Genomic DNA, 26,668 nt, shown 5'->3' on the forward strand with positions numbered 1-26,668 from the left:
CGCCGCGATGTCCACCGACCCCGCCCCCGACCGGTCCGCCGCCGACGGCTACGTCCAGCGCGCCCAACTCCTCGCCGAACTCGGCCGCCACGACGAGGCGGCCGGTGAACTGACCTACGGGCTGGCGCTCCAGCCGGACGACGTGGATGCCCTCACCATGCTGGCCCGGGTGCAGCTGGCCGCCCGCCGCCCGGCCGAGGCGCTCACCGCCGCCGACAGGGCCGTGGCGGCCGCACCGGAGGCACTGCCACCACTCGTCGTCCGGGCGATGGCGCTGGCCGACCTGGAGCGTTACTCCGAGTCGGCGGCCACCGCCGACCGGATCCTCGCCCTGGGCCCGGCCGACGCGTACGCCCAGCGCAGCGCCGCGGCGATCCTGGCCGACGCTCGCAACGGGCAGCCGGCGCTCAACGCGGCCTGGCGTGGGGTCGAGTTGGCCCCGGACGAGCCGCAGGCGCATCTGGTGCTCAGCCTGGTCGCCGCCCGGCTGGACCTGTTCGACCTGGCGGAGCGGGCCTACCGGGAGGCGCTGCGGCTCGATCCCCGCGTCGCCGAGGCCGGGCACGACGTCGGCGTGATGCGACTGGAGCAGCGTCGCTGGTCGGAGGCGTTGGAGCACGTCGCCGAGGCGGTCACGATCAGCCCGAGCCGGATCGACTCGCCGCGGACCCTCGCGTACGGACTGCACCGCCTGGTGCTCTACGGCGCGGGTTGGTCGCTGGTGGCGGCGGTGCTGGTCGCGGTCGCGGCTGCGGCGAACGGCGGGTTCTCCCGGGTCCTGGCGGTGCTCGCCGCGCTCACCGGTGGGATCGTCGTCTGGCAGCTCGCGGCCCGGCTGCCGGGGCTCACCCGGACCGTCCTACCGGCCATGCTGCACTCGGACCGGGCGATGGCCCTGGCGGTCTACGCCGTGGCCGCCGCACCGCTGTTGCTGCTGGTGTACGCGGTGGTCGGCTCCCCGTGGCCGCTGGTGCTGGCCATCGCGGTCACGGCGGTGGCCGAGCTGGCCGTCTTCACCAGAACCGCCATCCGCTAACCCCCAAGGCCGACTAGACCGAACGCGCCCACGTCCAGGCGTACCCCTCGTCCTCGCAGGCGCCTGCGGCATCGCAGAGGTCGAGGGGACGGAAGGTGTCGACCATGACGGCCAGCTCGTCGAAGTAGTCGGCACCGATGGAACGCTCGGCCGCACCCGGCTGGGGGCCGTGGGTGAAACCGGACGGGTGCAGGGAGATCGAGCCCTGCTCGATGCCGGAGCCGCGCCGCGCCTCGTAGTTGCCGCCGGTGTAGAAGAGCATCTCGTCGGAGTCGACGTTGTGGTGGTTGTACGGCACCGGGATCGAGTCCGGGTGGTAGTCGACCTTGCGGGGCACGAACGAGCAGATGACGAAGTTGGGGCCCTGGAAGGTCTGGTGCACCGGCGGGGGCTGGTGGATGCGGCCGGTGATCGGCTCGAAGTCGTGGATGGAGAACGCCCACGGGTAGAGGTGCCCGTCCCAGCCCACCACGTCGAACGGGTGCTGGGCGTAGACGTAGCGGGTCCAACCCCGTCGGTGGCGGACCAGCACCTCCACCTCCTCGCCGTCGACGAGCAGGGGGGTGTCCGGGCCGCGGACGTCGCGCTCGCAGTAGGGCGAGTGCTCCAGGAACTGGCCGCGTACGGAGAGGTAGCGCTTGGGCGGGCCGATGTGCCCGGACGCCTCGACGGTGAGCAGGCGGACGGGCTGGTCGCCGGTGGGCACCAGCCGGTGGATGGTCGAGGTGGGGATGATGACGTAGTCGCCGGCGACCGCGTCCAGCACCCCGAAGGGGGACTCGACCCGCAGGGTGCCCGACTCGACGTAGAGGCAGTGATCGCCGGTGGCGTCGCGGAACAGCGGTGAGGGCCGGTCGGCGAGGACGTACCCGATGCGGACGTCGTCGTTGGCGAGCAGGTACTGCCGGCCGAGGACGGGATCGGAGCCGCCGGTGTCCAGCTTGTGGGTGCGCAGGTGACGGGGCTTGAGCGGCAGGTTCGGCGTCCGGGTGAACGTGGGCGGGGCGAACTCGTCGGCGGCCAGGATCGCGGTGGGCGCGTGCCGGTGGTAGAGCAGCGACGAGTCGGAGGAGAAGCCCTCCTGGCCCATCAGCTCCTCGGCGTAGAGCGTCCCGTCGGGCTGACGGAACTGGGTGTGGCGCTTGCGCGGCACGTCGCCGACGCTGCGGTAGTACGGCATCTCGCCTCCCGATTCGTTCCGTTCACCGATCAACAGTGTCCGATAATCGGACACTGTTGTCCGTTCCTCGTAGCGTCCCGTACATTCTTGTTCCGTGTCAACGCAGGTGCCCGCACTCCTCGACGGCCTGGTGGACGACGCCGCCGTCTTCCCGCCGGGCAGCGCCACGCTCCCCGACGCGCTCGCCGCTCACCGTCGACACCGCACCGCCTGGTACGCGGACCTGGTCGGCCCGCTGCTCCTTCCCGCCTCGACCGTCGCGACGGGCGAGTTGACCGGCCTCGTCGACCCGGGCGAGGGTTTGGTGATCGGGTTGATCGGTGACACCGGGATCGCCCGACTGCCGTTCGCGCTGTCGTTCCTGGCACCCGACGGCGTCACGGCCCGACAGGTCGAGGTGGCGGTCGCCAAGCGCGGCGAGGACCCGCTGCCCGGCATCACCGAGCTGCTGCGGCTCGCCGAGGCGATGCCGGGTGTTGAGGCCGTCTACGCCGAGCTGCCGTTGACCTTCGGGCTGATGGGCGCGCTGGACGCGCTGGCCGCCGCCCGCGCCGACGGGGTGCCGATCGCCGCCAAGTTCCGTACCGGTGGCCTGGCCGCCGAACTCTTCCCCACACCGGCCGAGCTGGCCGCCGTGATCTGCGCCTGTCGAGACCGGGGCCTGCCGTTCAAGCTCACCGCCGGACTGCACCAGGCGATTCGGCATCTCGACCCGGAGACCGGCTTCACCCACCACGGCTACGCCAACGTGCTGGCCGCCGCCCTGGCCGCCGCCGACGGCGACCGGATGGAGACGGTCGCCGAGCTGCTGACCGTCGTCGACCCGCGCCCACTGCTGGAGCGCGCGAGCGGGCGGCTCGACTCGCCGCGCCCACTCTGGGTCGGGTTCGGCTCGTGCAGCATCCTGGAACCACTGACCGATCTGATCCGGCTTGGGCTGGTGAACGGGGGCTACGACGCATGACCTGGGTGACCGGCGCCGAGGGTTCGCCGTACGGGGTGACGAACCTGCCGTACGGGGTGTTCCGGACCGACGGGGGGCAGCCCCGGATCGGCGTACGGATCGGGTCGTGGGTGTTCGACCTGGCCGCGGCGGAGGCCGCGGACCTGGTGCTGGCCGCCGGTGCGCTGTGCCGGCCCACCCTCAACGACTTCATGGCGCTCGGCCGTCCCCAGTGGATGGCGACCCGGCAGCGGATCATCGAGCTGCTGACCGACCCGGCGCACCGGGCCGCGGTGGAACCGCTGCTGGTGCCTCTCGCGGACGTGGAGCTGCTGCTTCCGATCGAAGTGGCCGACTACGTCGACTTCTACTCGTCCGAGCACCACGCCTCCAACGTCGGCCAGATCTTCCGCCCCGGTCAGCCGCCGCTGCTGCCGAACTGGAAGCACCTGCCGATCGGCTACCACGGGCGGGCCGGCACGGTTGTCGTCTCCGGCACGCCGGTGATCCGACCCACCGGGCAGCGCCCCTCCCCGGACGGCCCGGTGACGGGCCCCTCGGTACGCCTCGACATCGAGGCCGAGGTGGGCTTCGTGGTGGGCGTACCCAGTCCGTTGGGTCAGCGGGTCGCCGTCGACGACTTCGCCGACCACGTGTTCGGTGTGGTGCTGGTCAACGACTGGTCGGCCCGGGACATCCAGGCCTGGGAGTACCAGCCGCTCGGGCCGTTCCTCGGCAAGTCGTTCGCCACCTCGGTCTCGGCCTGGGTGACGCCGCTGGACGCGCTCGGCGGCGCCTTCGTCCCCGCTCCCGACCAGGACCCGCCGGTCGTCGACTACCTCCGTGACGTGCCGCACCTGGGCCTGGACCTGCGACTGGTGGTCGAGTGGAACGGCGAGCCGGTCAGTGAGCCGCCGTTCGCCACCATGTACTGGACGCCGGCGCAGCAGTTGGCGCACCTCACCGTCAACGGCGCGTCACTGCGCACCGGCGACCTGTACGCCTCCGGCACCGTCTCCGGCCCGGACCGGTCGCAGGTCGGCTCGTTCCTGGAGTTGACCTGGGGCGGGGCGGAGCCGGTCAAGGTGGGCGACGAGACCCGCACCTTCCTGGCCGACGGCGACACGGTGACCATCACCGCCACCGCCCCCGGCCCGGACGGCACGACCATCGCCCTCGGCGAGGTCACCGGCACGGTTCGTCCGGCCGTCTGAGCGGGCGCATTCCATCCGTCTCGTGCACGGGACCGGTTATCGCACAGCCCGTGCGATAACCGGCAGTGGTTGATCCGTTGATCGTCCGGATCCTGTTGCCTCGCCGCGCAATCCGGGCCGGGAACTGCCCGGCCGGCTGCGGTGGGGCATTCATCGCACACGGAGGTAACGACGATGCACGATCTTGCGGGCGCGATCTGGCGTACCAGTAGCCGTTCCAACGACCAGGGGCTCTGCGTGGAGGTGGCGGACAACCTGGTCGACGTCCACGGTCTGGTAGCGGTCCGCGACTCCAAGGACCAGGCCGGCCCCACACTCGCGGTCAGCCCGCCGGGGTGGACAGCCTTCATCGGCGCGATTCGGGCTGGTCGCTTCGAGCGCTGACCGAAAGCCTCGGCACCGGTCGACGACGCCCGGTGCCGAGCAGTCGTCCAATCGGACGAAGTGGCCTCCGGGTGGTGGGAATTCCGTCCCGGGGGCCCCGTCCGGCCCTCACTCCGCGTACCGTCGGGGACACGGGAGGGTGGCATGTCGACGGTGGCGGTTACCAGAATCATCGAGGCGCACGCTGTCGATGTCTGGCGTCTGCTGACCGACCTGCCCGGCCGTGCGGCCCGGCTGAGCGCGACCGGCCCGATCGAGGTGCTCACCCCGGGGCCGTTCGGCCCGGGCACCGCCTGGCGCGAGGAGCGCGCCCAACCCGACGGCGGTGCCCTCAGCGAGGAGTTCCTGGTGGTGGAGGCACTCGCTCCGCAGCGGCTGGTGCTGGTCTCCTCCGGTGCCGGCGTCGACTACCGGATCACCTGGACCCTGCGTCCGGTCCGCCGTCGCCGCCGGGGCTGCACGGCGATCACCGTCGCTCAGGAGGCGGTGCCGACCGATCCGTACGGCCGGGTGGTGGCGCTGTTGCTCGGTGGCCTCGCCGCGCGGGCGGTCGAGGTGGCGCTGCGGCGCGATCTCGCCGACCTGGCCGCGGCGGCGAGCGTCGGCACCTCACTCGAAGCCGCCTGACCGCCGACCGGTGCGCAGCGCACCGAACGCCGACTGGTCCGAGCCGCACTGGCCGTCGACCGGCCCGAGCCGCACTGGCCGTCGACTGGTCCGAGCCGCACTGGCCGTCGACTGGTCCGAGCCGCACTGGCCGTCGACCGGCCCGAGCCGCACTGGCCGTCGACCGGCCCGAGCCGCACCGAGCGCTACCGTCGTCGCCGTGACCTGAGCACGGTGCGGCCGGTTCCGCTGGGTAGGGTGCCGGGCGGAGGTGCGGCATGGGGTTCCCGAGGGGTCGGCGACGGCTCGTGGTGGTGGTCGCGGCGCTGCTCGCGACCGCTGCCGTCGCGGTCATCGTGCACCGGGTGCTCGCGCCGGCAGAGGTGAGCACGCCGGCGAGAGGCGACTACCCGGCCCCCGCCCGACCGCCCGCCGGAGTGATCGGCCGGCTTCCGGTCGCCCCGTTGATCGTGGACGAGCGGCTGCGGGTGTACGCCGCACACCGTCAGGTCTACGCCGACCGGCCGGTCGACGGGCGGTACCGGACCAGCCCGTACTGGTCCTACCGGCGTTGGCCGGCGGAGTTGACCGGCATCGTGGCCAGCGGCAGTACGGTGGTCAGCCGGTGGTCCGACGGCCGACTGGTCGCACTAGACGCCCGGACCGGCGGGGTGCTCTGGCGAGCCGACGGTCCGAAGCCCGCCCCGAGTTCCGCTGTGGTGCGCCGTACCTGGGCGGCCACCGTCTGGGAGCCGCGCGGCCTCCGACTCGCCGATCTTCCGGGCGGCCGGACGGTGCTGGTGGTCAGCGGGGACGCCCAGGCGCGCGGTGTCGAGCTGAGCGACGGTCGGGAACTGTGGCGGGTCGACCTGCCGGGCAGTTGTCGTAGCGACGTCGGGACCAGCGCCTCCGGTCAGGTGATCGCTCTGGACAGGTGCGCCGGGCCGGCCAGCATCGAGTTCCGGGACGCGGCTACCGGAGCGGTGCGCGAGCGGTGGCGACCGCCGGGCGGCTCCTCCGACGACTTGGTGGTGACGCCGCTCGGCTGCCGTACCGGCCAGTCGGGCTGCCTGGCCCTGCGGACCGCCGGTCCTGGCGACGCGGGCGGCCGGGGCTGGTTGCTGGCCGGCGGCACGCCGGTCGCTGCCCCCACCTTGGACCAGGCCGGTGCCGTGCTCGCCGGCGAGCAGGCCGTCGTCGTGCTCGACGGGGTTGCGGTGGGCCGCTCGGCGCGGACGGGCACGGAGCTGTGGCGGTTCGACGGTCTCGGCCCGGCGGCCCGGGTGCTCGCCGTTCAGCCCGGTCGGGTGCACCTGCTGACCGAGGAGAACGACCTGGTGACACTGAACCCGGAGACCGGTGCGCAACTGTCCCGCTTCCAGCTGAACGTCGGCTCGGACGGCACCGGCTGGGTGCCGGGGGCGGTGGCCGCCACAGATGGGTACGTGGCGATGGAACGACTCCGGCGGCCGGTCGCGTCGGATGCCGACGACCAGCGGTACTTCCTGTCGTCCGAACCGGTGATCCTGGCGGTGAGCTGAGGCGGGGGCGCCGGCAATCACGGTTCTGGTTCATGTTCGGCGGTATGGTCCCCTCAACATCACTGTGTGTGATTCGGGGGTAACAGGCATGCCGTACCGACGACTTTCCGCGATCCCGGTCGCCGGCAAGCTGATCCTGGTCGCGTTCGTCGTCCTCGCGGCTGCCCTCCTCGTGCCGGGTGCCCCGAGTGCCGTCGGCCAGTCGTCGAGCAGGGCGGCTGCGCCGACCGCCGGCACCGGAGTCGTCTTCGAGGTGCGCCCGGCGCCGACCACGGCCCCTCCCACGCAGCCGCCCACCCCGTCGGCGCACCCCACCGAGACAGCCCGGCCGCAGCCGCCGACCCGCTCGCCGCACCACGGTGGTGAACTGCCGGTCACCGGGGCGGGGCCGTCGCTCCTCGTCCTGCTCCTGCTGGGAGCGGCGCTCGTAATCGGCGGCGTGCTGCTGCGGCGACGCCGATCGGCCGGTTAGAGCAAAACGGACAAAAAGCACGATACGTCCTTCAGACTGCTAGACGGCGGACAGCAGACTGAAGGGCTGGGCCTCAATGCGGTTTCCCCGACGAACGGTGGCCACGGTCGCCGCCCTGCTCGTGCTACTCGGCGGTCTGGTGGCCCTGCCCGCACAGCCCGCGTCGGCGGCGCTGGTCCGGACGTTCACCCCGCGCTTCCAGGAGAGTGAGCGCGGGGACGTCGTCTTCGCCGGCAACACCCTGGTGACCTGCTCGACGCCGGCCGGCCCCTGTGCCACCGCGCAGACCGGCACCACTGCCAACAACAACGACTTCACCGCCCGCTACGTGGACGTGGACAGCGTCGCCGCGACGACCAACTCCAGCAGTGCCGCACTGACCGTGCCCACCGGAGCGACAGTGCTCTGGGCCGGTCTCTGGTGGATGGGCAGCGCCGCGAGCGGTGACACCGGACGCGCGAGCATCCGGCTCGCTCCTCCCGGTCGGTCGTACACCACCCTCCAGGGGCAGGTCAGCACCGGCAAGGTGGCCACCAACGGTGGGGTCGCGTACTCGGCGTTCGCCGAGGTGACCGCATTGGTCACCGGCAGCGGCACCTACACGGTCGGCGGCCTGACCACCACGTTGGGCGCCAACGCGCGCGGCGGGTGGGCCCTGGTCGCCGCGATCCGCGACCCCGCCCAGCCGCTTCGCAACCTGGCGGTCTTCGACGGGTACGCCGAGATCAGCGCCGCCGCGGCCGACGCCCGGGTGACCACCACCGTCTCCGGCTTCCGGACCCCCAGCTCGGGCGCTGTGACGGCGCGCATCGGGGCGATCGCCTCGGAGGGGGACGCCGGACTGACCGGGGACGGGATCTCGTTCAACGGTGTCGCGTTGAACGACGCCCTGAACCCGGCCACCAACTTCTTCAACAGCTCGATCACGCGGCTCGGCTCCCGGGTGACCGCGAAGAACCCGAACTACGTCAACCAGCTCGGCTTCGACATCGACTACGTCGCAGCGCCGGCCGGCTCGATCGGCAACGCCCAGACCTCCGCCACCGTGGCGTTCAGCACCGGTGGTGAGTCGTACGAGCCGATGGCGCTCTTCACCGCGATCGACATCCTGGAACCGGACGTCATCGCCACGAAGGCGGTCAGCCGGGTGGGCGGCGGGAGTCGCGTCGAGCCCGGCGACCAACTCGAGTACACGGTCTCGGTCACCTCGAGCGGCAACGAGAACGCCACCACTGTGCAACTCGCCGACGCCATCCCGGCGGCCACCACGTATGTGCCGGGGTCGTTGATTGTCAACGGCGTCAGCCGTACCGACGCGGCCGGAGACGACCAGGCCGGCTATGTAGCGGCCAGCAACCGGGTGCTGGCGAACCTCGGCACCGGGGCGACGGCCGCGGCGGGCGGCACGTTGGTCACGGGCGCGGTGAACACGGTGCGTTTCCGCGTCCGGGTCGTGGACTCGCCGGCACCGGGTGTGACAGTGGCCAACCAGGCGAGCATCAGCTACGGGTCACCGACGTCGAACACCATCTACACGGAGCTCACCGACGACCCGGCGGCGGCCGGGGTCGGGGATCCCACCCGGACCGACATCAACGACAGCCCTCAGGCGCAGGCGGTCCAGGTCGGCACGGCCGAGGACACCGCACTCACCTTCACCCTGCGCGACTACGTGGTGGAACCGGACGGGGACGAGGTCGCCTTCACCGTCACGCCGACGCCGTCCGCGCAGGGGACGTTGACCTGTGCGTCCTCCGGCGCCTGCACCTACACTCCGGCGCCGAACGTCACCGGATCGGTGGGCTTCAGCTACACCGTCTCCGACCCGTCCGGGCGGTCCGCCTCGGCGGCCGGCACCATCACCGTCACCGCCGTCAACGACCCGCCGGTGGCGGTGGCCGATCGTGCGGCCACGGCGGGCACGGCGCCGGTCGCGGTGGAGGTGCTGGCCAACGACACCGATGTGGACGGCGACCCGCTCTCCGTGGTGCCGGCGACCGGAGCCACGGGCCACGGCAGCTTCGTGTGCGACTCCGTGCGATGCACGTACACCGCGGGGGCGGGCTTCACCGGCGAGGACACCTTCGAGTACACGGTCCGCGACCCGGGTGACGGCCGGGCGACGGGGCGGGTCACGGTGGCGGTCAGCCCGGCGGCGGGTTCCGGCCTCTCGATCAGCGCACCGGAGACCGCGGCGCTGCCCACGGTTCGGGTGGGTGCCCCGACGGTCAACGGGGTGCTCGGTCCGGTCGTGGTCACCGATGATCGCGGCGCGCAGTCCGGTGGTTGGACGGCGACGGTCTCGATCACCAGCTTCACGGGCGGCGGCGGTGGGGTGGTGGTGCCGGGCGCCTCGGTGACGTACTCCTCAGGCCCCGCGGTGCAGACCATCGGCACCGGGACCTTCCTGCCGCAGCCCGGCGCGGCTCTGGACACCTCGCAGATCGCCGCACGGTGGACCGGGGGCACCGGCCCGAACGAGGTGATGTGGAGTCCGAGCCTCACCGTGGCATTGGATCCGTCGCTGGTCAGCGGCGCGTACCAGGCGACGATCGTGCACTCGGTCGCCTAATGGGTACAAAAGACCCAACCAATAGCAATACGGACAGAAGCCCATAAAATGGGCATGTGGCTGACGTGGCCGCCGCCGACCCGGCGATACCCAACTGGAAGTGAGGAAGTCTATGCGCTCTCTTCGTATGGTGGCCTGCGCCGCCGCAGCCGTCGGGGCGGGCCTCGCGCTGACCACCCCCGCGGTCGCCGCGCCCACCGACAGCACCGTCGTCACGTTCAACGTGGTCGGCGCCGGCCTCGACATCACCGCCCCCGAGACGGCCAGCCTCGGCAGTGGCCTGCCCGGCACCGTCCTCAGCGGCTCGATCGGCACCGTCCGGGTGACCGACCAGCGCGGCGCTCCGGACGCTTCGTGGACGGCCACGGTCACCTCGACCCACTTCGAGACCGGCGGCGGCAGCCCCGACGAGCGGATCCTGGCCAGCCAGGTCGACTACTGGTCCGGCCCAGGCGCGGAGCAGGAGGGCAACGGCACCTTCACGCCCGGCCAGCCGACCTCGGCCAACGCCGAGCCGCTGGACACCGTCAACCCGATCGTCGCCTTCACCCACACCGGCGGCACCGGCATCAACAGCGTCGCCTGGTCGCCGACACTGAACGTCAACATTCCCGCGTCGGCCATTGTCGGCCTCTACACCGGGACGGTGACACATTCGGTGGCCTGACCGGTTCGGGCTTCGTCTGGCGGTGGCGGCGCTGGCCGCGCTGCTCGCCGCCCCGGCTGCCCCGGCACCCGCCGGGGCGGCCGCGCCCGATCCGGAACGGGACAGGCTCGGCATCCAGCTGCTCGAAGCACCGATCGACCGGCGGGCCGACCCACGCGCCCACACCTACATCATCGACCACCTCGCCCCCGGCAGCGCGATCAGCCGCCAGATCAAGGTGACCAACCGCTCCGACAACCGGTACCGCCTGGAGCTGTACCCGGCATCGGCCACAATCGACGGCGGACAGTTCCGATTCGGTGAGGGCCGTAGCGCCAACGAGCTGTCCTCCTGGACGTCGCTGGACCGCTCCACCGTCACCCTCGGACCGGGTGACGAGTCGGAGTTGACCGCGACGATCCGGGTGCCGGAGAAGGCGTCGGCCGGCGAGCGGTACGCGGTGATCTGGGCGGCGGTCACCTCGGAGCCCAAGGAGGGCGGCAACGTCACCCAGGTGCACCGGGTGGGCATCCGGGTCTACCTCGACGTCGGGGCGGGCGGGGAGCCGCCGTCCAGCTTCACCATCGGCGACTTCACCGCCGGTAGGGCCGCCGACGGGCAGGCCACCCTTGCCGTCGCCGTGCGTAACACCGGTGGCCGGGCGCTGGACCTGACCGGCGTGCTCTCGTTGGCCGAGGGACCGGCGGGCGTCCGGGCAGGCCCGTTCGAGGTGGTCGACGGGACCACCCTGGGCCCGGCGCAATCCGGGTCGGTCACCGTCGCACTGCCCCCGAAACTGCCCAACGGGCCGTGGCGTGCGGACCTCACCCTGACCAGTGGGCTGGTCAAGGAGACCGCGAGCGCCACGATCACCTTCCCCGACCCGGGCGAGCCGGCCAGCACCTTCGGACTGGACGACCTGTCGATGCTCGTGGGCGGTTCACTCGCCGTCGGCCTGGTACTCCTCGCCGGCCTGCTGCTCGTGGTGCGCCGCCGCCGGCAGACGCCGCTGCGAGCCGCCCGGCTGAGCTGAGCCGCAGGGCTGAACGGCCCACCTGCCGTCCCACCCGGTCCGCCCGACGCGGCGGACCGGGCCGGACAGTCAGGCCAGCGCCGCCTCCGCAGCAGCCAGGAACGCGTCGTTCTCCGCCGGAGTGCCGATGGTGACCCGGACGCCGTCACCGGCGAACGGCCGCACGATCACGCCGCGCGCCTCGCACGCCTTACCGAAATCCACCGACCGGTCGGCCAGCGGCAACCAGACGAAGTTGGCCTGGCTCGTCGGCACGTCGGGCTGGAACTTGCGCAGCGCCTCGGTGACCCGGTCCCGCTCGGCGATGACCAGGGCGCACCGGCGCTCCATCTCGGCGGCCTGGGTCAACGCGGCGAGTGCCCCGGCCTGGGCGGCGGTGCTGGTGGAGAACGGGGTGGCCACCTTGCGGATGGCGGCAGCCACCGCCGGCTGGGCGACCAGCCAACCGATCCGCAGCCCCGCGAGCCCCCACGCCTTGGACAGCGTGCGCAGCACCGCGACGTTGGGCCGGTCCAGGTAGTCGAGCCCGTCCGGCACCTCCGCGTCGGTGACGAACTCCCGGTACGCCTCGTCGATCACCACCAGCACGTCGTCCGGCACCGCGTTGAGGAACGCGTCCAGCTCCGCCCGCCGTACGGCAGTGCCGGTGGGGTTGTTCGGGTTGCAGACCAGGATCACCCGGGTCCGGTCGGTCACGGCCGCGGCCATCGCCGCCAGGTCGTGCCCGTGCCCGGCGTCGTTGGGCACCCGCACGCTCGTCGCGCCGCTGGTCGCCGCGATGATCGGGTACGCCTCGAAGGAGCGCCACGAGTAGAGCACCTCGTCCCCGGGGAGGCAGGTCGCCCGGACCAGGTGCTCGGCGAGCGCCACCGACCCGCAGCCGGTGGCGATCCGGTCGGCGTCCACGCCGTACCGCTCGGCCAACGCGTCGCGCAGCGCGACCACGCCCATGTCCGGGTAGCGGTGCGAGGCGGTGATCGCCTCGGTGACCGCCTCCACCACGCCGGGCAGCGGCCCGTAGGGCACCTCGTTGCTGGCCAGCTTGATGGCCTCCGGCAGGCCCAACTCCCGGGCCAGGTCGGCGGGGCTACGGCCGGGCACGTAGTTGGGCAACGCGTCCAGGTCGGCGCGGGTCAGCCGCAGAGCCGGCTGGTGACGTCCGGAGTCGGTCATGGGGTTTCTCCCGGGGGCTGGTTGCGGTCGTCCGAGGGGGCGGGACCGGGGCGGTAGGGAACTTCGACGACCACCGTCTGCGCGCGCTTGTCGTGCAGCGCCTGGCGCAGCGGATGGTCGAAGAGGGGGGAGAGGGCATCGATCAGTTGCAGCACCAGGCCGATCCCGGCGCAGTACCAGAGCAGCGTCGGCAGGCCCAGCGTGCTCCACCGGCTCAGTGCCCGGCCGAAGCCCAGCGGCTCATCGGCGGTCATCGGCACCGCTCGGATCCGCATCACCCGCTTGCCGAAGGTCTGCCCACCGGCCGCCATGGCGGGCACCTCGTACGCCAGCCACAGCGCGGTAGCGATCAGCAGGATCACCACGAGCAGCGATCCCGCCTGCTCGCCGGGGACCGGCATGCCCTCGGCGGACCTGTCGCGGCTTGCGACGCGCCGGAAGAACTCCTGCCAGTACGGCGCCCACTCCTGCGCCCAGCGCCAGACGAACCAGCCGTTGGCCAGCACGTTCAGTGCGATGATCAGGCCGAAGTCGATCAGCCGGGCGGTGAGTCGGCGACCGTAACCGGCCAGCCGGTGACCGTGCGGCCTCGGCTCGGGCGGTCGTCCGGGCCAACCGGGGTGACCGGCGGGCGGCATCCAGCCGGGCGGCACGCCCTGCGGACCCCAACCGGGTGGACCGGACTGCGGTCCCCAGCCCGGGCCCTGCCCCGGTGGCGGGCCGTATCCCGGGCCCTGTCCGGGCGGCGGTCCCCAGCCTGGGCCCTGCCCCGGTGGCGGGTTGTATCCCGGGCCCTGCCCCGGTGGCGGTCCCCAGCCCGGGCCCTGTCCCGGTGGCGGGTGGTACCCCGACTGTGGGCCGTACCCGGGCGGTGGGGCCTGGTGTGGCGGCCAGCCCGGCCCGACGGCTTCGGGGCCGGGGGTGGGCGGGCCGGAGGTCGGGGACGCGGCCGGGCTGACCGGCGGGGGCGGCGGCTCGACCGGCGGTGGACCGTCCGGCGGAGTGGCGTCGACGGGGATGGGCGCGCCGAGCCAACCCTCGCCGTCCCAATAGCGCCGGGTCTCGGTGTCGGCGGGGTCGACGTACCAGCCGGGTTGCACACTCACGCCGTCGCTCCGCTTCGCTGCCTGCTGGTTCGCTCGCTGCGCTCGCTCACGTGGACACCTTAACGACGACGGTTCCGGCGAACTTGTCGTGGAGGCACTGCTGCCACGGCTTGTCCCAGAGCTGCCACAGCCCGTCGGCGTAGCTGCATCCCGGGACCAGCGAGCCCGCCAGGTGCTGCACCAACCACCGTCGGCCGGCCATCCGCCGGTCCAGGGTCTGGGTCGGGTCGAGCGGCACCACGCGCAGCTTCATGACCTTCTTGCCGAGGGTCTGACCGCCACGCTTGAGGTATTCCACGTGATAGAGCCAGTAGAGCCCGAGCATCAGCACGAACAGCGCGAGCTGGAGCAGCAGGATCGGCAGGAGGAACTCCAGGAAGAAGGTACGCGGGTCGGGCTCCACCAGGGTGCCGTCCGGGTTGGTCTGGTGCAGCTCGGTGAACATCCGCCACCACAGGACGATGAAGACCGGCATGAACAGCACCAGCAGGACGGCGGTCGCCAACGCCGTGTCGATCAGCCAGGCCAGTAACCGGTCACCGAAGCCGGCCAGTGGCTGTCCGCTCGGGCTCAGCGGCGGAGGTGGTGGCGGGCCGGGTGGTCCGGCGTACCACTGCGGTGGGGCGTACCCGGGTGGGGCGTACTGCGGCGGCGCGGCGTACCCCTGGGGGTGTGGTCCGGGCGGCGGCACGACGCCGCCGGCGGCGGGCTGAGGCCCACCGGCCGGCGGCGTCGGGTACGACGGAGGCTGCGTCACGCTCGCAAGTGTTACAGGTTGCCGCGGGCTTCCTGCTCACGCTCGATCGCCTGGAACAGCGCCTTGAAGTTGCCCTTGCCGAAGCCCAGCGAACCGTGCCGTTCGATCAGCTCGAAGAAGACGGTCGGGCGGTCCTGCACCGGCTTGGTGAAGATCTGCAGCAGGTAGCCGTCCTCGTCCCGGTCGACCAGGATCTTGCGGGCCTTCAGCTCCTCGATCGGCACCCGCACCTTGCCGATGCGCTCGCGCAGCTCCGGGTCGTCGTAGTACGAGTCCGGGGTGTCCAGGAACTCCACCCCCGCGGCGCGCATCGCGTCGACGCTGGCCAGGATGTCGTTGGTGGCGACGGCGATGTGCTGGGCGCCCGGGCCCTGGTAGAACTCCAGGTACTCGTCGATCTGGGACTTCTTGCGGGCGACGGCCGGCTCGTTGAGCGGGAACTTCACCTTGCGGGTGCCGTTCGCCACGACCTTGCTCATCAGTGCCGAGTAGTCGGTGGCGATGTCGTCGCCGACGAACTCCGCCATGTTGGAGAAGCCCATCACCCGCTTGTAGAACTCGACCCACTCGTCCATCCGGCCCAGCTCCACGTTGCCGACCACGTGGTCGACGGCCTGGAAGAAGCGCTTCGGCTGGATGCCGGCGGCGATCATCGGCTGCCGGTCCACGATCGGACCGCGGGCCACGAAGCCGGGCAGGAACGGGCCGGTGTAGCGGGACCGGTCGACCAGGGTGTGCCGGGTGTCGCCGTACGCGGCGATGGCGGCCATCCGGACGGTGCCGTGCTCGTCGGTCACCTCGTGGGGCTCGACGACGCTGGCGGCGCCCTGGGCGATGGCGTGCGCGTACGCGGCGTCCACGTCCGGGACCTCCAGCGCGATGTCGCTGACCCCGTCGCTGTGCTTCGCCACGTGCTCGGTGCCGTCGGCGTCCGGGCGCACCGCGCCGGTCAGCACGAAGCGGGCCGAGCCGCTGGTCAGCACGTACTGGGCGTGGTCCCGGTAGCCCTGCTCGGGGCCGCGGTACGCCACGCAGGTCATGCCGAAGGCGGTGGAGTAGTAGTGGGCGGCCTGCTTGGCGTTGCCGACCAGGAAGTGCACGTGGTCGAGACCCCGGACCGGGAACGGGTCGTGGCTGATGTCGTGGTCGACAGCGCCGACGAGCCGGTCGACGTCGACGTCCTCGGTCGACTGGGGTCGGTCGATCGCCTGGGTCATGGTGGGCTCCCTCGCGTACCGGCCGGCCTCGTGGGCCGCCGTTGTCGGTTCTTGTGGCGAGGATCGCTGGCCCGGCGCCGAGTGGGCAACTGTCGACGGAAGTGCTGGTCAGGTTGCGCATTCGGTATGGTCTGGACCCATGAATGGTGAGCAGAATGTACAGCTCGACGCGCTCGACGTGCGCTTGATCGAACTGCTCGCCGAGGAGCCGCGGATCGGGGTGTTGGAGTGCTCCCGGCGGCTCGGGGTGGCCCGGGGCACCGTGCAGGCCCGGCTGGACAAACTGGTGGAGCGGCGGGTCATCGAGGGTTTCGGCCCGGAGATCGCACCGGCCGCGATCGGGTTCGGGGTGACCAGCTTCGTCACCCTGGAGATCAGCCAGCGGCACGGCCACGACCCGGTCACCGCCCACCTGGCGGCCATCCCCGAGGTGCTGGAGGCGCACACCATCACCGGCTCCAGCGACCTGCTCTGCCGGATCGTGGCCCGCTCCAACACCGACCTGCAACGGGTCATCGACCAGATCGTGTCGTCCGCCGGCATCACCCGGGCGTCGACGATCATCGCGTTGGCGGAGCAGATCCCGTACCGCACGCTGCCGCTGGTACGCAGCGCCGTCCGGGCCGAGGGAAAGGCGCTGTAACACCTCCGAGCCCAGAAAGCGTGGCGACACGGCGGCGCGGGCGTACGGAAGATCCGCGATCGTGGCTACGGTGTGCGGGTGGCGAAGGGGAGCGTGCGCGGTGGGCTGCTGCTCGGCGTCGCCGTGGTCGTCGCCCTCGCCGCGACCGGCGTGTGGAACCCCTTCCCCGGTCTATGGGAATGGGTGGACCGCAGCGAACCCATCTCCGAGCCCGACGTGGTGTGGCAGCAGCGGGTGGGTGGGACTCCGCGCAGTGTGACGATCGCCGGCGACGCCGTCGTGGTCGAGCAGCGCACCCGGGTCGAGGCCCGCAGCCTGGCCACCGGCGCGCAGCTCTGGGAGCGCAAGGCGGACTGGTCGGCGGTGGCCGGCGGCGACCGGGACGCGGTCGTCGCCGTGGGCAAGCTCCTGGTCAAGGGGTACGAGCTGCTCGACCCGACCACCGGCGCGACCCGGCGACGCGACGACGACGCGGTGGCCGTCTGGACGTACCGGAATCTGCTCCTCGACGCCCGCTGCACCGATGCCACCGACTGCACCCTCAGTGCCTGGGATCCGCGCGGGACCGCACCACTCTGGACGGCCTTCCTGCCCGGTGTGCACAGCGGCCTACTGGCCGACAACCCGGGCCTGCGCGGCACCCGTCGACTCACCGCGACCCGGATCGACGACGGGGTGGCCGGGGCGGAGACCGCGCCACCGCTGCTCGGCTTCCCGGTGGACGGGCGGGTGCACGTGGTCGACACCGCCACCGGCCGGGTGTTGCAGAACGTCGAGCCCGCCCGGGACGAGCGGCTGTCGGTGGTGGGCGGCCGGATGCTGCGGATCGCGGCCCGCTCCCAGGACGGCGCCTGTTACTTCGCCATCTCCGCCCGGGACCCGGCGACCGGGCAGGAGGCCTGGCAGCGGGCCGGGGTCAACCTGCGTACCGCCGACTCCGCCGGCTGCGTGCAGCGGGAGGACCCGCAGGGCGCCCGGAACGTACTGATCGGGGTGGGCCCGGACGGCCGCGAGGCGGTCATCGACGGGTACGACGGGAGGCTGCTCTGGGTCGGCGAAGCGGGCACCAAGTTGATCGCGGTGGACGACCGGGTGGCGGTGTTCCGGGCCGCCGACAAGCGCTCGGTGGTCGCCCGTGAGCTGGGCACCGACAAGGTGCTCTGGACCCGCCCGGCCAGTGGCAAGGCCGGTGCCGCGCTCACCCCGTACGCGGCGGTGGTCGCCGACGAGAAGCCGTCCCGCCTGGTCGCCGTGGACCCGCGCAGCGGCCGGGAGCTGGCCGCCCTGCGCACCTCGGCGAACGCCCTCGCCGTCGGGTCACAGGGCATGATCGTCGGTGAGGGGCGGGAGATCGGGTACGTCCGCTTCGGCGCGGCCGGGGGCTCGCCCACCCGACCTCCCGGCAACGGTGGGAATCCCGCCCCGGGTGGCACCGGTCCCGGCGGGCCGAACAACGGCGACTGCGGGCCGAAGGGTGAGCTGTGCCCGGGGCCGGAAGGTGGCAAGGACGGCTGAGCACGGTTCACCTGCTCGTCGGCACGACGGCTGGGCGGAGTTCACCTGCTCGTCGGCACGACGGCTGGGCGGGGTTCACCTGCTCGTCGGCACGACGGTCGGGCGTTCGACGCGCGGCGGATGAGAGCGGCGTCCCAGGACGCGCCCGGCGGGTGGGAGTGATCGACCGGTCTGCCCTAGGCTTGCCGCTCATGAGCAGTGCCGCCGCATTCTCGTACGCCCCTCTGCTGCCGACCGGCCCGGACCAGACGGACTATCGCCTGGTCACCGACGAGGGTGTGGACGTCGTACACGGCCCGGGAGGCCGCCGGTTCCTCACCGTGGAGCCGGCCGCGCTCACCGCGCTGACCGCCGAGGCGATGCACGACATCGCGCACTTCCTGCGCCCCGCGCACCTGGCCCAGCTCCAGGCGATCATCGACGACCCGGCGGCCTCGCCGAACGACCGGTTCGTCGCGTTGGACCTGCTGCGCAACGCCAACATCGCCGCCGGTGGCGTGTTGCCGATGTGCCAGGACACCGGCACCGCGATCGTGATGGGCAAGCGCGGCCGGCACGTGCTGACCGACGGGGGCGACGCGGAAGCGATCTCCCGGGGCGTCTACCAGGCGTACACCAAGCTCAACCTGCGTTACTCCCAACTCGCCCCGCTCACCATGTGGGACGAGCGGAACACCGGCAGCAACCTGCCGGCGCAGGTGGAGCTGTACGCCGAGGACCCGGACGGGCACCCGGACGCGTACAAGTTCCTGTTCATGGCCAAGGGTGGTGGCTCGGCCAACAAGTCGTACCTCTACCAGGAGACCAAGGCGCTGCTCAACCCGACACGGATGATGCAGTTCCTGGAGGAGAAGCTGCGGCTCATCGGCACCGCTGCCTGCCCGCCGTACCACCTGGCCATCGTCATCGGCGGCACCTCAGCCGAGTACGCGTTGAAGACCGCGAAGTACGCCAGCGCCAAGTACCTCGACGCGCTGCCCACCTCCGGCTCGATGAGCGCGCACGGCTTCCGGGACCTGGAGCTGGAGGCGGAGGTGCTGGAGCTGACCCGCAACTTCGGCATCGGCGCGCAGTTCGGCGGCAGGTACTTCTGCCACGACGTACGGGTGGTCCGGTTGCCCCGGCACGGCGCGTCCTGCCCGGTCGCGATCGCCGTCTCCTGTTCGGCGGACCGGCAGGCGGTCGCCAAGATCACCCCGTCGGGCGTGTGGCTGGAGCGCCTCGAAACCGACCCGGCGCGGTTCCTGCCCGAGGTCACCGACGACTCGCTCGACGCCGAGATGGTCGTCCGGGTGGACCTGAACCGGCCGATGGGCGAGATCCGCGCCGAGCTGTCCAAGTACCCGGTGAAGACCCGGCTGTCGCTGTCCGGCCCGCTCGTGGTCGCCCGGGACATCGCCCACGCCAAGATCGCCGAGCGGTTGGACGCCGGTGAGCCGATGCCGCAGTACCTGCGCGACCACGCGGTCTACTACGCCGGCCCGGCGAAGACCCCCGAGGGGTACGCGTCCGGCTCCTTCGGCCCGACCACCGCCGGTCGGATGGACGCCTACGTGGAGAAGTTCCAAGCCGCCGGGGGCTCCCAGGTGATGCTGGCCAAGGGCAACCGCTCCGGTCAGGTGACCCGTTCCTGCCAGCAGCACGGCGGCTTCTACCTCGGCTCGATCGGCGGCCCCGCCGCCCGCCTCGCCCAGGACTGCATCAAGCACGTCGAGGTCCTCGAATACCCGGAGCTGGGCATGGAGGCGGTCTGGAAGATCGAGGTGGAGGACTTCCCGGCCTTCATCGTGGTCGACGACAAGGGCAACGACTTCTTCGCCGAGGTCACCAAACCGGTGCTCACCATCGGCCGCCGCTGACCGACACGTACGCGAAGGGGCGCCGGACGAACTCGCCCGGCGCCCCTCTGCCGTCCGTGCTCTACCGACATCGGTACGCCCGCCCCGCTGGGGTGGGAACGGGCGCACCGCCCCCGTCGGATGCCGTCACCAGCAACACACAGCGAGTCTGCTGAGCGCCACTGTCGATCCACTCTCAGATCACTCTCGCCTGCTCGAAGCGATCAGTCACCGCCGGACTACTCTGCTGGAAGTTGCATCACTGATGCGGGAGAGCACATGCGGTTCGGGATCCTGGGACCCCTGCGCGTCGGCGGTGGCGAGTCCACCGTCACCGCGGGGCGCGACCGGATCGTGCTCGCCATGCTGCTGTTGCGCTTCGGCCGGCTGGTACCGGTCGACGAACTGGTCGACGCGGTGTGGGAGGAGCGCCCTCCGGCCACCGCCAGAGCCCAGTTGCAGACCTGTGTGTCGCGGCTGCGCCGCCGGTTCACCGAACTCGGGCTGGCGCCTGAGCTCATCGTCACCGACCCGGCCGGCTACGGCATCCGCACCGCACCGGCTGACCTGGACGCTCAGGTGTTCGCCCGAGGTGTGGAGGCCGCCCGTGCCGCCGTCGCGGCCGGTCGCCTGGCCGAAGCGGGTACGGAGTTCCGCGCCGCCCTGGCACTGTGGCGAGGTCCGGCGCTCGGCGGCATCCCGAGCAGCAGCGTCCGTCGTCGCGCGCAGGCACTTGACGAGCAGCGCCTCAACGCCCTGGAGGAGTGCGTCGACGTCGAGCTGCGCCTCGGGCGGGCCACCGAGCTGATCGGGGAGCTGGCCGAGAGCGTCGACCGGCATCCGCTTCGGGAGCGTCTACGCGGTCAACTGATGCTGGCGCTCTCCTCGGTCGGGCGGCAGGCCGACGCACTCGCGGTCTACCGGGAGGGCCGTCGTCTCTACGCCGACGAGCTGGGCATCGAACCGGGCGCCGCGTTGCAGGAGATGCACCAGCGGGTGCTCGCCGGCGACCTGGCTCTGGCCGGCCGGGAGGCCCGACCCGTCGGCCCGATCCGTGCGCTGCCCCGGGCGATCGGTGACTTCGTCGGCCGGCAGGAGACGGTGGCCCGTCTGGTCAAACAGATCGAGGAGGACGGCAGTCGCATCCAACTGGTCGACGGGATGCCCGGCAGCGGCAAGACCGCGCTCGCCGTGCACGTCGCCACCGCACTCGTCGACCGCTATCCCGACGCGCAGCTCTTCATCGACCTGCACGGGCACAGCGAACGCCGACCGTTGACGCCGGCCACCGCCGCGGCGACCCTGCTGCGTCAGCTCGGCGTGCCGCCGGAGCGGTTGCCGGAGAACCCGGACGACCGGTTGGCGTTCTGGCGGACGGAGCTGGCCGGCCTGCGTGCCCTGGTGGTGCTGGACAACGCGGCGACCGCTGACCAGGTGGAGCCCCTGCTGCCCAACGGCTCGCACTGCCTGGTCCTGGTCACCAGCCGTCACCGGTTGGTCGGGCTCGACGAGGGCCGGCCGACGTCGTTGCCGGTCCTCGACCCCGACGAGGCGATCGAGTTGCTCGGTCGGGTGGCCGGTGTGGAGAGGGTCGCCGCGGAACCGGAGGCCGCGGCCGAGGTGGCGCGTCGCTGCGGCCACCTTCCCCTCGCCATCCGGTTGGCCGGTGCTCGGTTGGCGCACCGGCCGCGCTGGCGGGTCGCCGACCTGGTCGAGCGGCTGGTCACCGGGGCGGGCCCGCTGGCCGAGCTGACCGCCGGCGAACGTTCGGTGGGGCAGGCGTTCGCCCTGTCGTACGCGCAGGTCTCACCGTCGGCGCAGCGGATGTTCGCGCTGCTCGGCCTCCATCCGGGTGGCCACCTGGACGTCCAGGTGGCCGCCGCCCTCGCCGACCTGCCGCTGGCCGACGCGCAGGACGTGCTGGACGAGTTGGTCGACGCGCACCTGGTGGAAGAGGCGCCGCCGGGCAGGTTCCGGTTACACGACCTCCTCCGCGACTACGCCCGGCTGCTGCTCGTACCCCCGGAGCGGCAGGCCGAGCGTCGAGCCGCGGTGGATCGGCTGCTGGATCATCACCTGTCCGTCGCGCTGGCGATCGCCCGGTCGATCGAGGCGGCCGGCAGCCGCCCCAACCTTCCGGTGCGTACGCCCGGCCGACCCGACCTGCTGGGCGTGCCGGTGGCCAGGGAGCGCGCGTGGTTCGAGGAGAACCACCCCGGCCTCACCGCCCTGGTCCGCGTGGCCGAGGAGGAGGACTTCCCGGTCGAGTGCTGGCAGTTGGCGCGGGCCTGCTGGCGGCTCAACTTCGACGGCGGGCACCTGGACGAGCTGATCGAGACCCACACGATCGGGCTTCGGGTCGCCCGACGGCTGGGCGACGAGGCGGCGGTCGCCACCATGCTCAACTACCTCTCCTCGGCGTACTTCCGGCTGGCCCGTTTCCCGGAGGCGATCAGGACGATGGAGGTGGCGCTCAGGTTGCGCCGTCAGCTCGGGCTGCGCAGCGACGTACTCACCACGCTGTGGAACCTGGGTATCTCCTACGCGGCGAACGGTGACCTCCGGCAGGCCGAGGCGAAGTTCGACGAGGCACTCGGTCTGGTCCGGGTTCCAGCCGACGCTCACGCGCTGACCAACCTGTTGAACAACCTGTCCTACGCGTTGATCGGTGCAGGCCGGTACGACGACGCGCTGCGCCTGACTCGGTTGCACCTGCAGTTGGCCCGGCAGACGAAGGACTTCCGGCAGATCAACAATGCGATGGGGCACCTCGCGATGGTGCGGCACCGGATGGGGGATCTCGGTCCTGCTCGCCGTCTGCTGCGGACCGCGCTGTACCTCAAACGACGCGATGGTAATCGCTTCGGCGAGGGGGAGGTGATCAACGAGATCGCTGTGCTGGAGCGCAACGCCGGACGGCCGGATCATGCCGCCGCACTGCACCGGGAGGCGTTGGTGGCGATGGTCGATGCCGGCGATCGGGTCGGCCAGTGCGCCTCCCGTAACCTCCTGGCCCGGGCGATCCTGGAGCAGGGAGACGTGACGAGCGCCCTCGACCTGCATCGTCGGGTGCTGGTCGACGCTTCCGGCCTTGGTGCACGCTACGAGCAGGGCCGGGCACTGGAGGGCATCGCCCGCTGCCTGCGGACGACCGACCCGGCGGCAGCTCGCGCCCACCTGACCCGGGCGCTGTCCCTGTACCGCCAGATCGACGTGCCGGATCGACACGAGGCGGAACGGCTGCTGGCCGAGTTGGGCTGACGGATCATCTGCGAGTCGGCCATCGGCGCGGCAGGATGGTATGCGTGACGACTCCAGAGGCGACCGGTTACCGCATCGAACGTGACTCGATGGGCGAGGTGGAGGTGCCCGCCGAGGCGCTGTGGCGGGCGCAGACCCAGCGTGCGGTGCAGAACTTCCCGATCTCCGGCCGAGGCATCGAGCCGGCCCAGATCAAGGCCCTCGCGCAGATCAAGGGTGCGGCGGCCGAGGTCAACGGCGAGCTCGGCGTGATCGACGCGAACGTGGCCGCCGCGATCACCGCCGCCGCCGCGCACGTCGCCGACGGTGGTTACGACGACCAGTTCCCGGTCGACGTCTTCCAGACCGGCTCGGGAACGTCGTCGAACATGAACACCAACGAGGTGATCGCCACCCTGGCCAGCCGGGAGTTGGGCTCGCCGGTGCACCCGAACGACCACGTCAACGCCTCGCAGTCCAGCAACGACGTCTTCCCGTCCTCGATCCACCTGGCCGCCACCCAGTTCATCGTGGAGGACCTGCTGCCGTCGCTGAACCACCTCGCCGCCACGTTGGACGCAAAGGCGGCGGAGTTCGAGACGGTGGTCAAGGCCGGTCGCACGCACCTGATGGACGCCACGCCGGTCACCCTGGGCCAGGAGTTCGGCGGGTACGCCGCCCAGGTCCGCTACGGCGTCGAACGCCTGGAGGGCTCGCTGCCCCGACTGGCCGAGCTGCCGCTGGGCGGCACCGCCGTCGGCACCGGAATCAACACCCCGCTCGGCTTCGCCGCCGCGGTGATCGAGAAGCTGCGTGAGTCGACCGGGTTGCCGTTGTCCGAGGCACGCAACCACTTCGAGGCGCAGGGCGCGCGCGACGCGCTGGTGGAGACCTCAGGCCAACTGCGGACCCTGGCCGTCGGCCTCTACAAGATCGCGAACGACATCCGGTGGATGGGTTCCGGCCCCCGGGCCGGTCTCCGCGAGCTGCGTATCCCCGACCTCCAGCCCGGCTCGTCGATCATGCCCGGCAAGGTCAACCCGGTCGTCGCGGAGGCGATGCGGCAGGTCTGCGCCCAGGTGGTCGGCAACGACGCGACAGTCGGCTTCGCCGGCTCGCAGGGCGACTTCGAGCTGAACGTGATGCTCCCGGTGATGGGCCGCAACCTGCTGGAGTCGATCCGCTTGCTGTCCGCGGTGAGCCGACTGTTCGCCGATCGGCTGGTGGTCGGCCTGGTCGCGGACGCCGAGGTCTGTCTGGCGTACGCCGAGGGCTCACCGTCGATCGTCACCCCGCTCAACCGCTACCTGGGGTACGACGAGGCGGCCTCGATCGCCAAGGAGGCGCTGGCCAAGCAGACCTCGATCCGCGAGGTGGTGCTCTCCCGGGGGCACGTCGACTCGGGCAAGCTCACCGAGACCCAGTTGGACGAGACGCTGGACCTGCTTCGGATGACCCACCCCTGACCTGCTCGAGGCGGTCGCCGCATGGTTTCGTCCAGCCCAGGAAGCGGGTGAAGAGCGCCGCGGGGTCCGGGCCGTCGTGCGGGTTGAGCCGGTACAGGTCGGCAGCCGCATCGTGCAGGACCGCGCACAGGTAGACGCTCAACGCGATCCGGTCGTCGGCGTACTCCTGACAGAGGGTGAGCCGGGCCACCGGGCACGGCCAGGGCGCGGCGCAGACCCGGCAGAGCCAGAGCGGGCGCAGCGGCAGGTGGGGTCGGCGTGGCGTCGTCGCTCGGTCGTCCAGGGCGGTCCAGGACATGGTGTTGCCGTCCTTTCGAGCTGACTCGTTTGTGGCATCACCCCGGGCTGGGCTGCGTTGGGTTGGGCTGCGCCAGCGCGATCTTGTTCGGCCGGTCGGCCGCTCGGTCGGTCGGCCGCTCGGCCGCTCGGTCGGTCGGCCGCTCGGTCGCTCGGTCGCTCGGTCGCTCGGCCGCTCTGCCGCTCTGCCGGTCGGCCGGTCGGCCGCTCGGCCGCTCGGTCGCTTGGGTGGTCGGGGATGTCCTGTGCGGACGCTTTGGAGCTGAATCGTTTGCGGCATCAATCTCGCGTCCGGGCGGGGCGGGTTCTGGGCGGGGCGGGTTCTGAGTGGGGGGTTCTGGGCGGGGCGGGTTCTGAGTGGGGGGGGGGTCTGGGCAGGGTCGGCTTTGGATGGGTCGTCTGGGGTGGGACCGCCCGGCACGGGGGAGCGGGCGGTCCCGTGCGGACCGCCGGGATCCCGGGGGACGGGGAGCGGTGCCGCACTTCACAGTCTGGTGATCGGACGACTACGGTCGGAAGGGTTTGGTTGCGTCGTCACAGCCGCCCTGTGTTCGGTGGTGACACCGTTGGCGACCGGCTGGAATCAATCGTCGGCGGGGTGGAGGGCGGCTGGCATGGCCGATGGGCAGATGACGGCGGCGGCGTTCCTGATCGCGGAGCTGCGTCGGGCGCGGGTCCGGCGGGGTTGGAGTCAGGACGAGTTGGCGAAGGCGGTCAACTACTCGGCGTCGAAGGTCAGCGCCGTCGAGTTGGGCCAGCAGCCGCCCACCGTGAAGTACCTGGAACTGGTCGACCGAGCCCTGGACACCGGCGGCCTCTTCGGCCGCATGTCGACTGAACTGGTAAGCCTGGACAAAGCTCAGGTCTGGCTACGCGGCTGGCGAGCGATCCTCGCGGAGGCGCGTGCCCTCCGGTGGTTCGACCCGCTGCACGTTCCCGGGCTGTTGCAAACCGAGGCATACGCTCGCGCGGTCTTCGAGTCGGACCGGCTGCTCGACGCCGAAGAGGTGGAGCGCCGGTTGACTGACCGGATGGAGAGTCAGCGGGTTCTCCACGGGGACCGCCCGCCGCACCTGGTCGCTGTGCTCGATGAGTCGGTGTTGCGGCGGTGCGTCGGGGGTCGGAAGGTGATGTGTGAGCAGGCTCTGCACCTGGCACGCTTGGCGACCGAGCACCCACGAGTTCAACTGCACGTCGTGCCGCGCTCTGCCGAGGAGTACCCGGGCCTGAACGGACCCTTCATCCTCGCTACGGTGGCCGATCACAGCGACCTCGCCTACCTTGGTGGCCAGATCGGCGGCCAGGAACTCGACCAGCCTGCGGATCTGTTGCGTCTACAGTGGACCTGGGAAGCGACTCTCGGGCAGGCGTTGCCTCCGCAGGAGTCGATCGAGTTGCTGAGGGAGGTGGCGGAGACGTGGAGTTGATCGAGGCCCGGTGGCGCAAGAGCAGCCGGAGTGGTTCGAACGACCAGTGTGTCGAGGTGGCTACGAACCTCGGGGGCGTGGTCGGGGTGCGAGACAGCAAGGACCCGGACGGACCCGTGCTCGTTGTCGACGCGTACTCCTGGCGGCTCTTCGTGGTCGCGCCTCCGCGCTGACGCGACTGGCTCGCCCGCGGCGGCGATCGGGGTTGCCGCCGCGCGCAACTTCGCCGATGTTGCTGCTTCGGCGGCGCCGGAGGCAGCAGTTTCGCCGATGTTGCGCGGATCTTGCGGGCGCGCGGCGGTAAACGGCTCGACGGTGGGAGGGCGCGGCGGAATGATCCGGTCGTGCGTGGTGGTGACCTG

Annotated in this window: 23 protein-coding genes; 17 read left to right on the forward strand and 6 right to left on the reverse strand. The window is 71.7% G+C overall.

Annotated elements, in window-relative coordinates:
* Positions 1 to 7: 7 nt before the first annotated feature.
* Positions 8 to 1,036, forward strand: a complete 1,029-nt coding sequence (locus O7617_RS14310) for a tetratricopeptide repeat protein (RefSeq protein ID WP_282264086.1) — start codon at positions 8 to 10, stop codon at positions 1,034 to 1,036.
* A 13-nt stretch (positions 1,037 to 1,049) separates the two neighbouring features.
* Here O7617_RS14310 and O7617_RS14315 read toward each other — a convergent pair whose 3' ends face one another.
* Complete coding sequence (locus O7617_RS14315) at positions 1,050 to 2,216, reverse strand: cupin domain-containing protein (protein WP_282264087.1); 1,167 nt, start codon at positions 2,214 to 2,216, stop codon at positions 1,050 to 1,052.
* Between the two features lie 94 nt (positions 2,217 to 2,310).
* Between O7617_RS14315 and O7617_RS14320 the strand changes: the two genes are divergently transcribed.
* From O7617_RS14320 to O7617_RS14360, 9 genes are all read left to right on the forward strand, one after another.
* Positions 2,311 to 3,180 (forward strand): hypothetical protein, encoded by an 870-nt coding sequence (locus O7617_RS14320; RefSeq protein ID WP_282264088.1) that lies wholly within the window; start codon positions 2,311 to 2,313, stop codon positions 3,178 to 3,180.
* Positions 3,177 to 4,373 carry a fumarylacetoacetase gene (gene fahA / locus O7617_RS14325; RefSeq protein ID WP_282264090.1) on the forward strand — a complete coding sequence of 399 codons (1,197 nt, stop codon included), beginning with the start codon at positions 3,177 to 3,179 and terminating at the stop codon, positions 4,371 to 4,373. The genes O7617_RS14320 and fahA overlap by 4 nt, the downstream gene beginning before the upstream one ends.
* Positions 4,374 to 4,547: 174 nt before the next feature.
* Entirely contained in the window at positions 4,548 to 4,757 is a 210-nt protein-coding gene (locus tag O7617_RS14330) for a DUF397 domain-containing protein (protein ID WP_088987326.1), read from the forward strand.
* A 144-nt stretch (positions 4,758 to 4,901) separates the two neighbouring features.
* Positions 4,902 to 5,384, forward strand: coding sequence for an SRPBCC family protein (locus O7617_RS14335; RefSeq protein ID WP_282264092.1), 483 nt, complete (start codon positions 4,902 to 4,904; stop codon positions 5,382 to 5,384).
* A gap of 257 nt (positions 5,385 to 5,641) precedes the next feature.
* Positions 5,642 to 6,904, forward strand: a complete 1,263-nt coding sequence (locus tag O7617_RS14340; RefSeq protein ID WP_282264093.1) for a PQQ-binding-like beta-propeller repeat protein — start codon at positions 5,642 to 5,644, stop codon at positions 6,902 to 6,904.
* Between the two features lie 88 nt (positions 6,905 to 6,992).
* Complete coding sequence (locus tag O7617_RS14345) at positions 6,993 to 7,376, forward strand: LPXTG cell wall anchor domain-containing protein (protein WP_282264096.1); 384 nt, start codon at positions 6,993 to 6,995, stop codon at positions 7,374 to 7,376.
* A 76-nt stretch (positions 7,377 to 7,452) separates the two neighbouring features.
* Positions 7,453 to 9,948 carry an Ig-like domain-containing protein gene (locus O7617_RS14350; protein WP_282264098.1) on the forward strand — a complete coding sequence of 832 codons (2,496 nt, stop codon included), beginning with the start codon at positions 7,453 to 7,455 and terminating at the stop codon, positions 9,946 to 9,948.
* 112 nt (positions 9,949 to 10,060) lie between these two features.
* Positions 10,061 to 10,615 carry a hypothetical protein gene (locus tag O7617_RS14355; protein WP_282264099.1) on the forward strand — a complete coding sequence of 185 codons (555 nt, stop codon included), beginning with the start codon at positions 10,061 to 10,063 and terminating at the stop codon, positions 10,613 to 10,615.
* A gap of 22 nt (positions 10,616 to 10,637) precedes the next feature.
* Positions 10,638 to 11,627, forward strand: coding sequence for a hypothetical protein (locus O7617_RS14360; RefSeq protein ID WP_282264100.1), 990 nt, complete (start codon positions 10,638 to 10,640; stop codon positions 11,625 to 11,627).
* A 69-nt stretch (positions 11,628 to 11,696) separates the two neighbouring features.
* On the opposite strand, the gene hisC is transcribed toward O7617_RS14360, so the two are convergent.
* Genes hisC through hppD form a run of 4 tightly spaced genes read right to left on the reverse strand, consistent with a single transcriptional unit; the run spans position 11,697 to position 15,880 of the window.
* Entirely contained in the window at positions 11,697 to 12,800 is a 1,104-nt protein-coding gene (gene hisC, locus O7617_RS14365) for a histidinol-phosphate transaminase (protein ID WP_282264102.1), read from the reverse strand.
* Positions 12,797 to 13,906 carry an RDD family protein gene (locus tag O7617_RS14370; RefSeq protein ID WP_282264103.1) on the reverse strand — a complete coding sequence of 370 codons (1,110 nt, stop codon included), beginning with the start codon at positions 13,904 to 13,906 and terminating at the stop codon, positions 12,797 to 12,799. Before O7617_RS14370 ends, hisC begins: the two co-directional genes overlap by 4 nt.
* A gap of 46 nt (positions 13,907 to 13,952) precedes the next feature.
* Entirely contained in the window at positions 13,953 to 14,663 is a 711-nt protein-coding gene (locus O7617_RS14375; RefSeq protein ID WP_282264105.1) for an RDD family protein, read from the reverse strand.
* Between the two features lie 11 nt (positions 14,664 to 14,674).
* Positions 14,675 to 15,880 (reverse strand): 4-hydroxyphenylpyruvate dioxygenase, encoded by a 1,206-nt coding sequence (gene hppD / locus O7617_RS14380; protein WP_282264106.1) that lies wholly within the window; start codon positions 15,878 to 15,880, stop codon positions 14,675 to 14,677.
* A 139-nt stretch (positions 15,881 to 16,019) separates the two neighbouring features.
* On the opposite strand from hppD, the gene O7617_RS14385 reads away from it, so the two are divergent.
* The 5 genes from O7617_RS14385 (at position 16,020) to O7617_RS14405 (ending at position 24,582) form a co-directional block, all read left to right on the forward strand.
* Entirely contained in the window at positions 16,020 to 16,523 is a 504-nt protein-coding gene (locus O7617_RS14385) for an Lrp/AsnC family transcriptional regulator (protein WP_282264107.1), read from the forward strand.
* A 105-nt stretch (positions 16,524 to 16,628) separates the two neighbouring features.
* Entirely contained in the window at positions 16,629 to 18,038 is a 1,410-nt protein-coding gene (locus O7617_RS14390; protein WP_282264737.1) for a PQQ-binding-like beta-propeller repeat protein, read from the forward strand.
* Positions 18,039 to 18,229: 191 nt separating this feature from the next.
* Complete coding sequence (locus O7617_RS14395) at positions 18,230 to 19,897, forward strand: fumarate hydratase (RefSeq protein ID WP_282264108.1); 1,668 nt, start codon at positions 18,230 to 18,232, stop codon at positions 19,895 to 19,897.
* Between the two features lie 258 nt (positions 19,898 to 20,155).
* Positions 20,156 to 23,137 (forward strand): AfsR/SARP family transcriptional regulator, encoded by a 2,982-nt coding sequence (locus tag O7617_RS14400; RefSeq protein WP_282264109.1) that lies wholly within the window; start codon positions 20,156 to 20,158, stop codon positions 23,135 to 23,137.
* A gap of 35 nt (positions 23,138 to 23,172) precedes the next feature.
* Positions 23,173 to 24,582, forward strand: coding sequence for a class II fumarate hydratase (locus O7617_RS14405; protein WP_282264111.1), 1,410 nt, complete (start codon positions 23,173 to 23,175; stop codon positions 24,580 to 24,582).
* Here O7617_RS14405 and O7617_RS14410 read toward each other — a convergent pair.
* The gene (locus O7617_RS14410) at positions 24,527 to 24,880 is read right to left on the reverse strand and encodes a hypothetical protein (protein ID WP_282264113.1); all 354 of its coding nucleotides are present in this window, start codon (positions 24,878 to 24,880) and stop codon (positions 24,527 to 24,529) included. The two genes, O7617_RS14405 and O7617_RS14410, sit on opposite strands and share 56 nt — an antisense overlap.
* Before the next feature lie 613 nt (positions 24,881 to 25,493).
* On the opposite strand from O7617_RS14410, the gene O7617_RS14415 reads away from it, so the two are divergent.
* Positions 25,494 to 26,306, forward strand: coding sequence for a helix-turn-helix transcriptional regulator (locus tag O7617_RS14415; RefSeq protein ID WP_282264114.1), 813 nt, complete (start codon positions 25,494 to 25,496; stop codon positions 26,304 to 26,306).
* A complete protein-coding gene (locus O7617_RS14420) occupies positions 26,297 to 26,479 on the forward strand; it encodes a DUF397 domain-containing protein (protein ID WP_282264116.1) in 183 nt (60 codons plus the stop codon). The genes O7617_RS14415 and O7617_RS14420 overlap by 10 nt, the downstream gene beginning before the upstream one ends.
* Positions 26,480 to 26,668: the final 189 nt, after the last annotated feature.

Source organism: Micromonospora sp. WMMD1155 (assembly GCF_029581275.1).
In the GTDB taxonomy this organism is placed as follows: domain Bacteria; phylum Actinomycetota; class Actinomycetes; order Mycobacteriales; family Micromonosporaceae; genus Micromonospora.

Coding starts and splice junctions, on each gene's coding strand:
- O7617_RS14395 (WP_282264108.1), top strand. CDS start 18,230: ATGAGCAGTGCCGCCGCATTCTCGTACGCCCCTCTGCTGCCGACCGGC.
- O7617_RS14385 (WP_282264107.1), top strand. CDS start 16,020: ATGAATGGTGAGCAGAATGTACAGCTCGACGCGCTCGACGTGCGCTTG.
- hppD (WP_282264106.1), bottom strand. CDS start 15,880: ATGACCCAGGCGATCGACCGACCCCAGTCGACCGAGGACGTCGACGTC.
- O7617_RS14345 (WP_282264096.1), top strand. CDS start 6,993: ATGCCGTACCGACGACTTTCCGCGATCCCGGTCGCCGGCAAGCTGATC.
- O7617_RS14410 (WP_282264113.1), bottom strand. CDS start 24,880: ATGTCCTGGACCGCCCTGGACGACCGAGCGACGACGCCACGCCGACCC.
- O7617_RS14350 (WP_282264098.1), top strand. CDS start 7,453: ATGCGGTTTCCCCGACGAACGGTGGCCACGGTCGCCGCCCTGCTCGTG.
- O7617_RS14330 (WP_088987326.1), top strand. CDS start 4,548: ATGCACGATCTTGCGGGCGCGATCTGGCGTACCAGTAGCCGTTCCAAC.
- O7617_RS14340 (WP_282264093.1), top strand. CDS start 5,642: ATGGGGTTCCCGAGGGGTCGGCGACGGCTCGTGGTGGTGGTCGCGGCG.
- O7617_RS14315 (WP_282264087.1), bottom strand. CDS start 2,216: ATGCCGTACTACCGCAGCGTCGGCGACGTGCCGCGCAAGCGCCACACC.
- O7617_RS14400 (WP_282264109.1), top strand. CDS start 20,156: ATGCGGTTCGGGATCCTGGGACCCCTGCGCGTCGGCGGTGGCGAGTCC.
- O7617_RS14415 (WP_282264114.1), top strand. CDS start 25,494: ATGGCCGATGGGCAGATGACGGCGGCGGCGTTCCTGATCGCGGAGCTG.
- O7617_RS14310 (WP_282264086.1), top strand. CDS start 8: ATGTCCACCGACCCCGCCCCCGACCGGTCCGCCGCCGACGGCTACGTC.
- hisC (WP_282264102.1), bottom strand. CDS start 12,800: ATGACCGACTCCGGACGTCACCAGCCGGCTCTGCGGCTGACCCGCGCC.
- O7617_RS14355 (WP_282264099.1), top strand. CDS start 10,061: ATGCGCTCTCTTCGTATGGTGGCCTGCGCCGCCGCAGCCGTCGGGGCG.
- O7617_RS14405 (WP_282264111.1), top strand. CDS start 23,173: ATGGTATGCGTGACGACTCCAGAGGCGACCGGTTACCGCATCGAACGT.
- O7617_RS14335 (WP_282264092.1), top strand. CDS start 4,902: ATGTCGACGGTGGCGGTTACCAGAATCATCGAGGCGCACGCTGTCGAT.
- fahA (WP_282264090.1), top strand. CDS start 3,177: ATGACCTGGGTGACCGGCGCCGAGGGTTCGCCGTACGGGGTGACGAAC.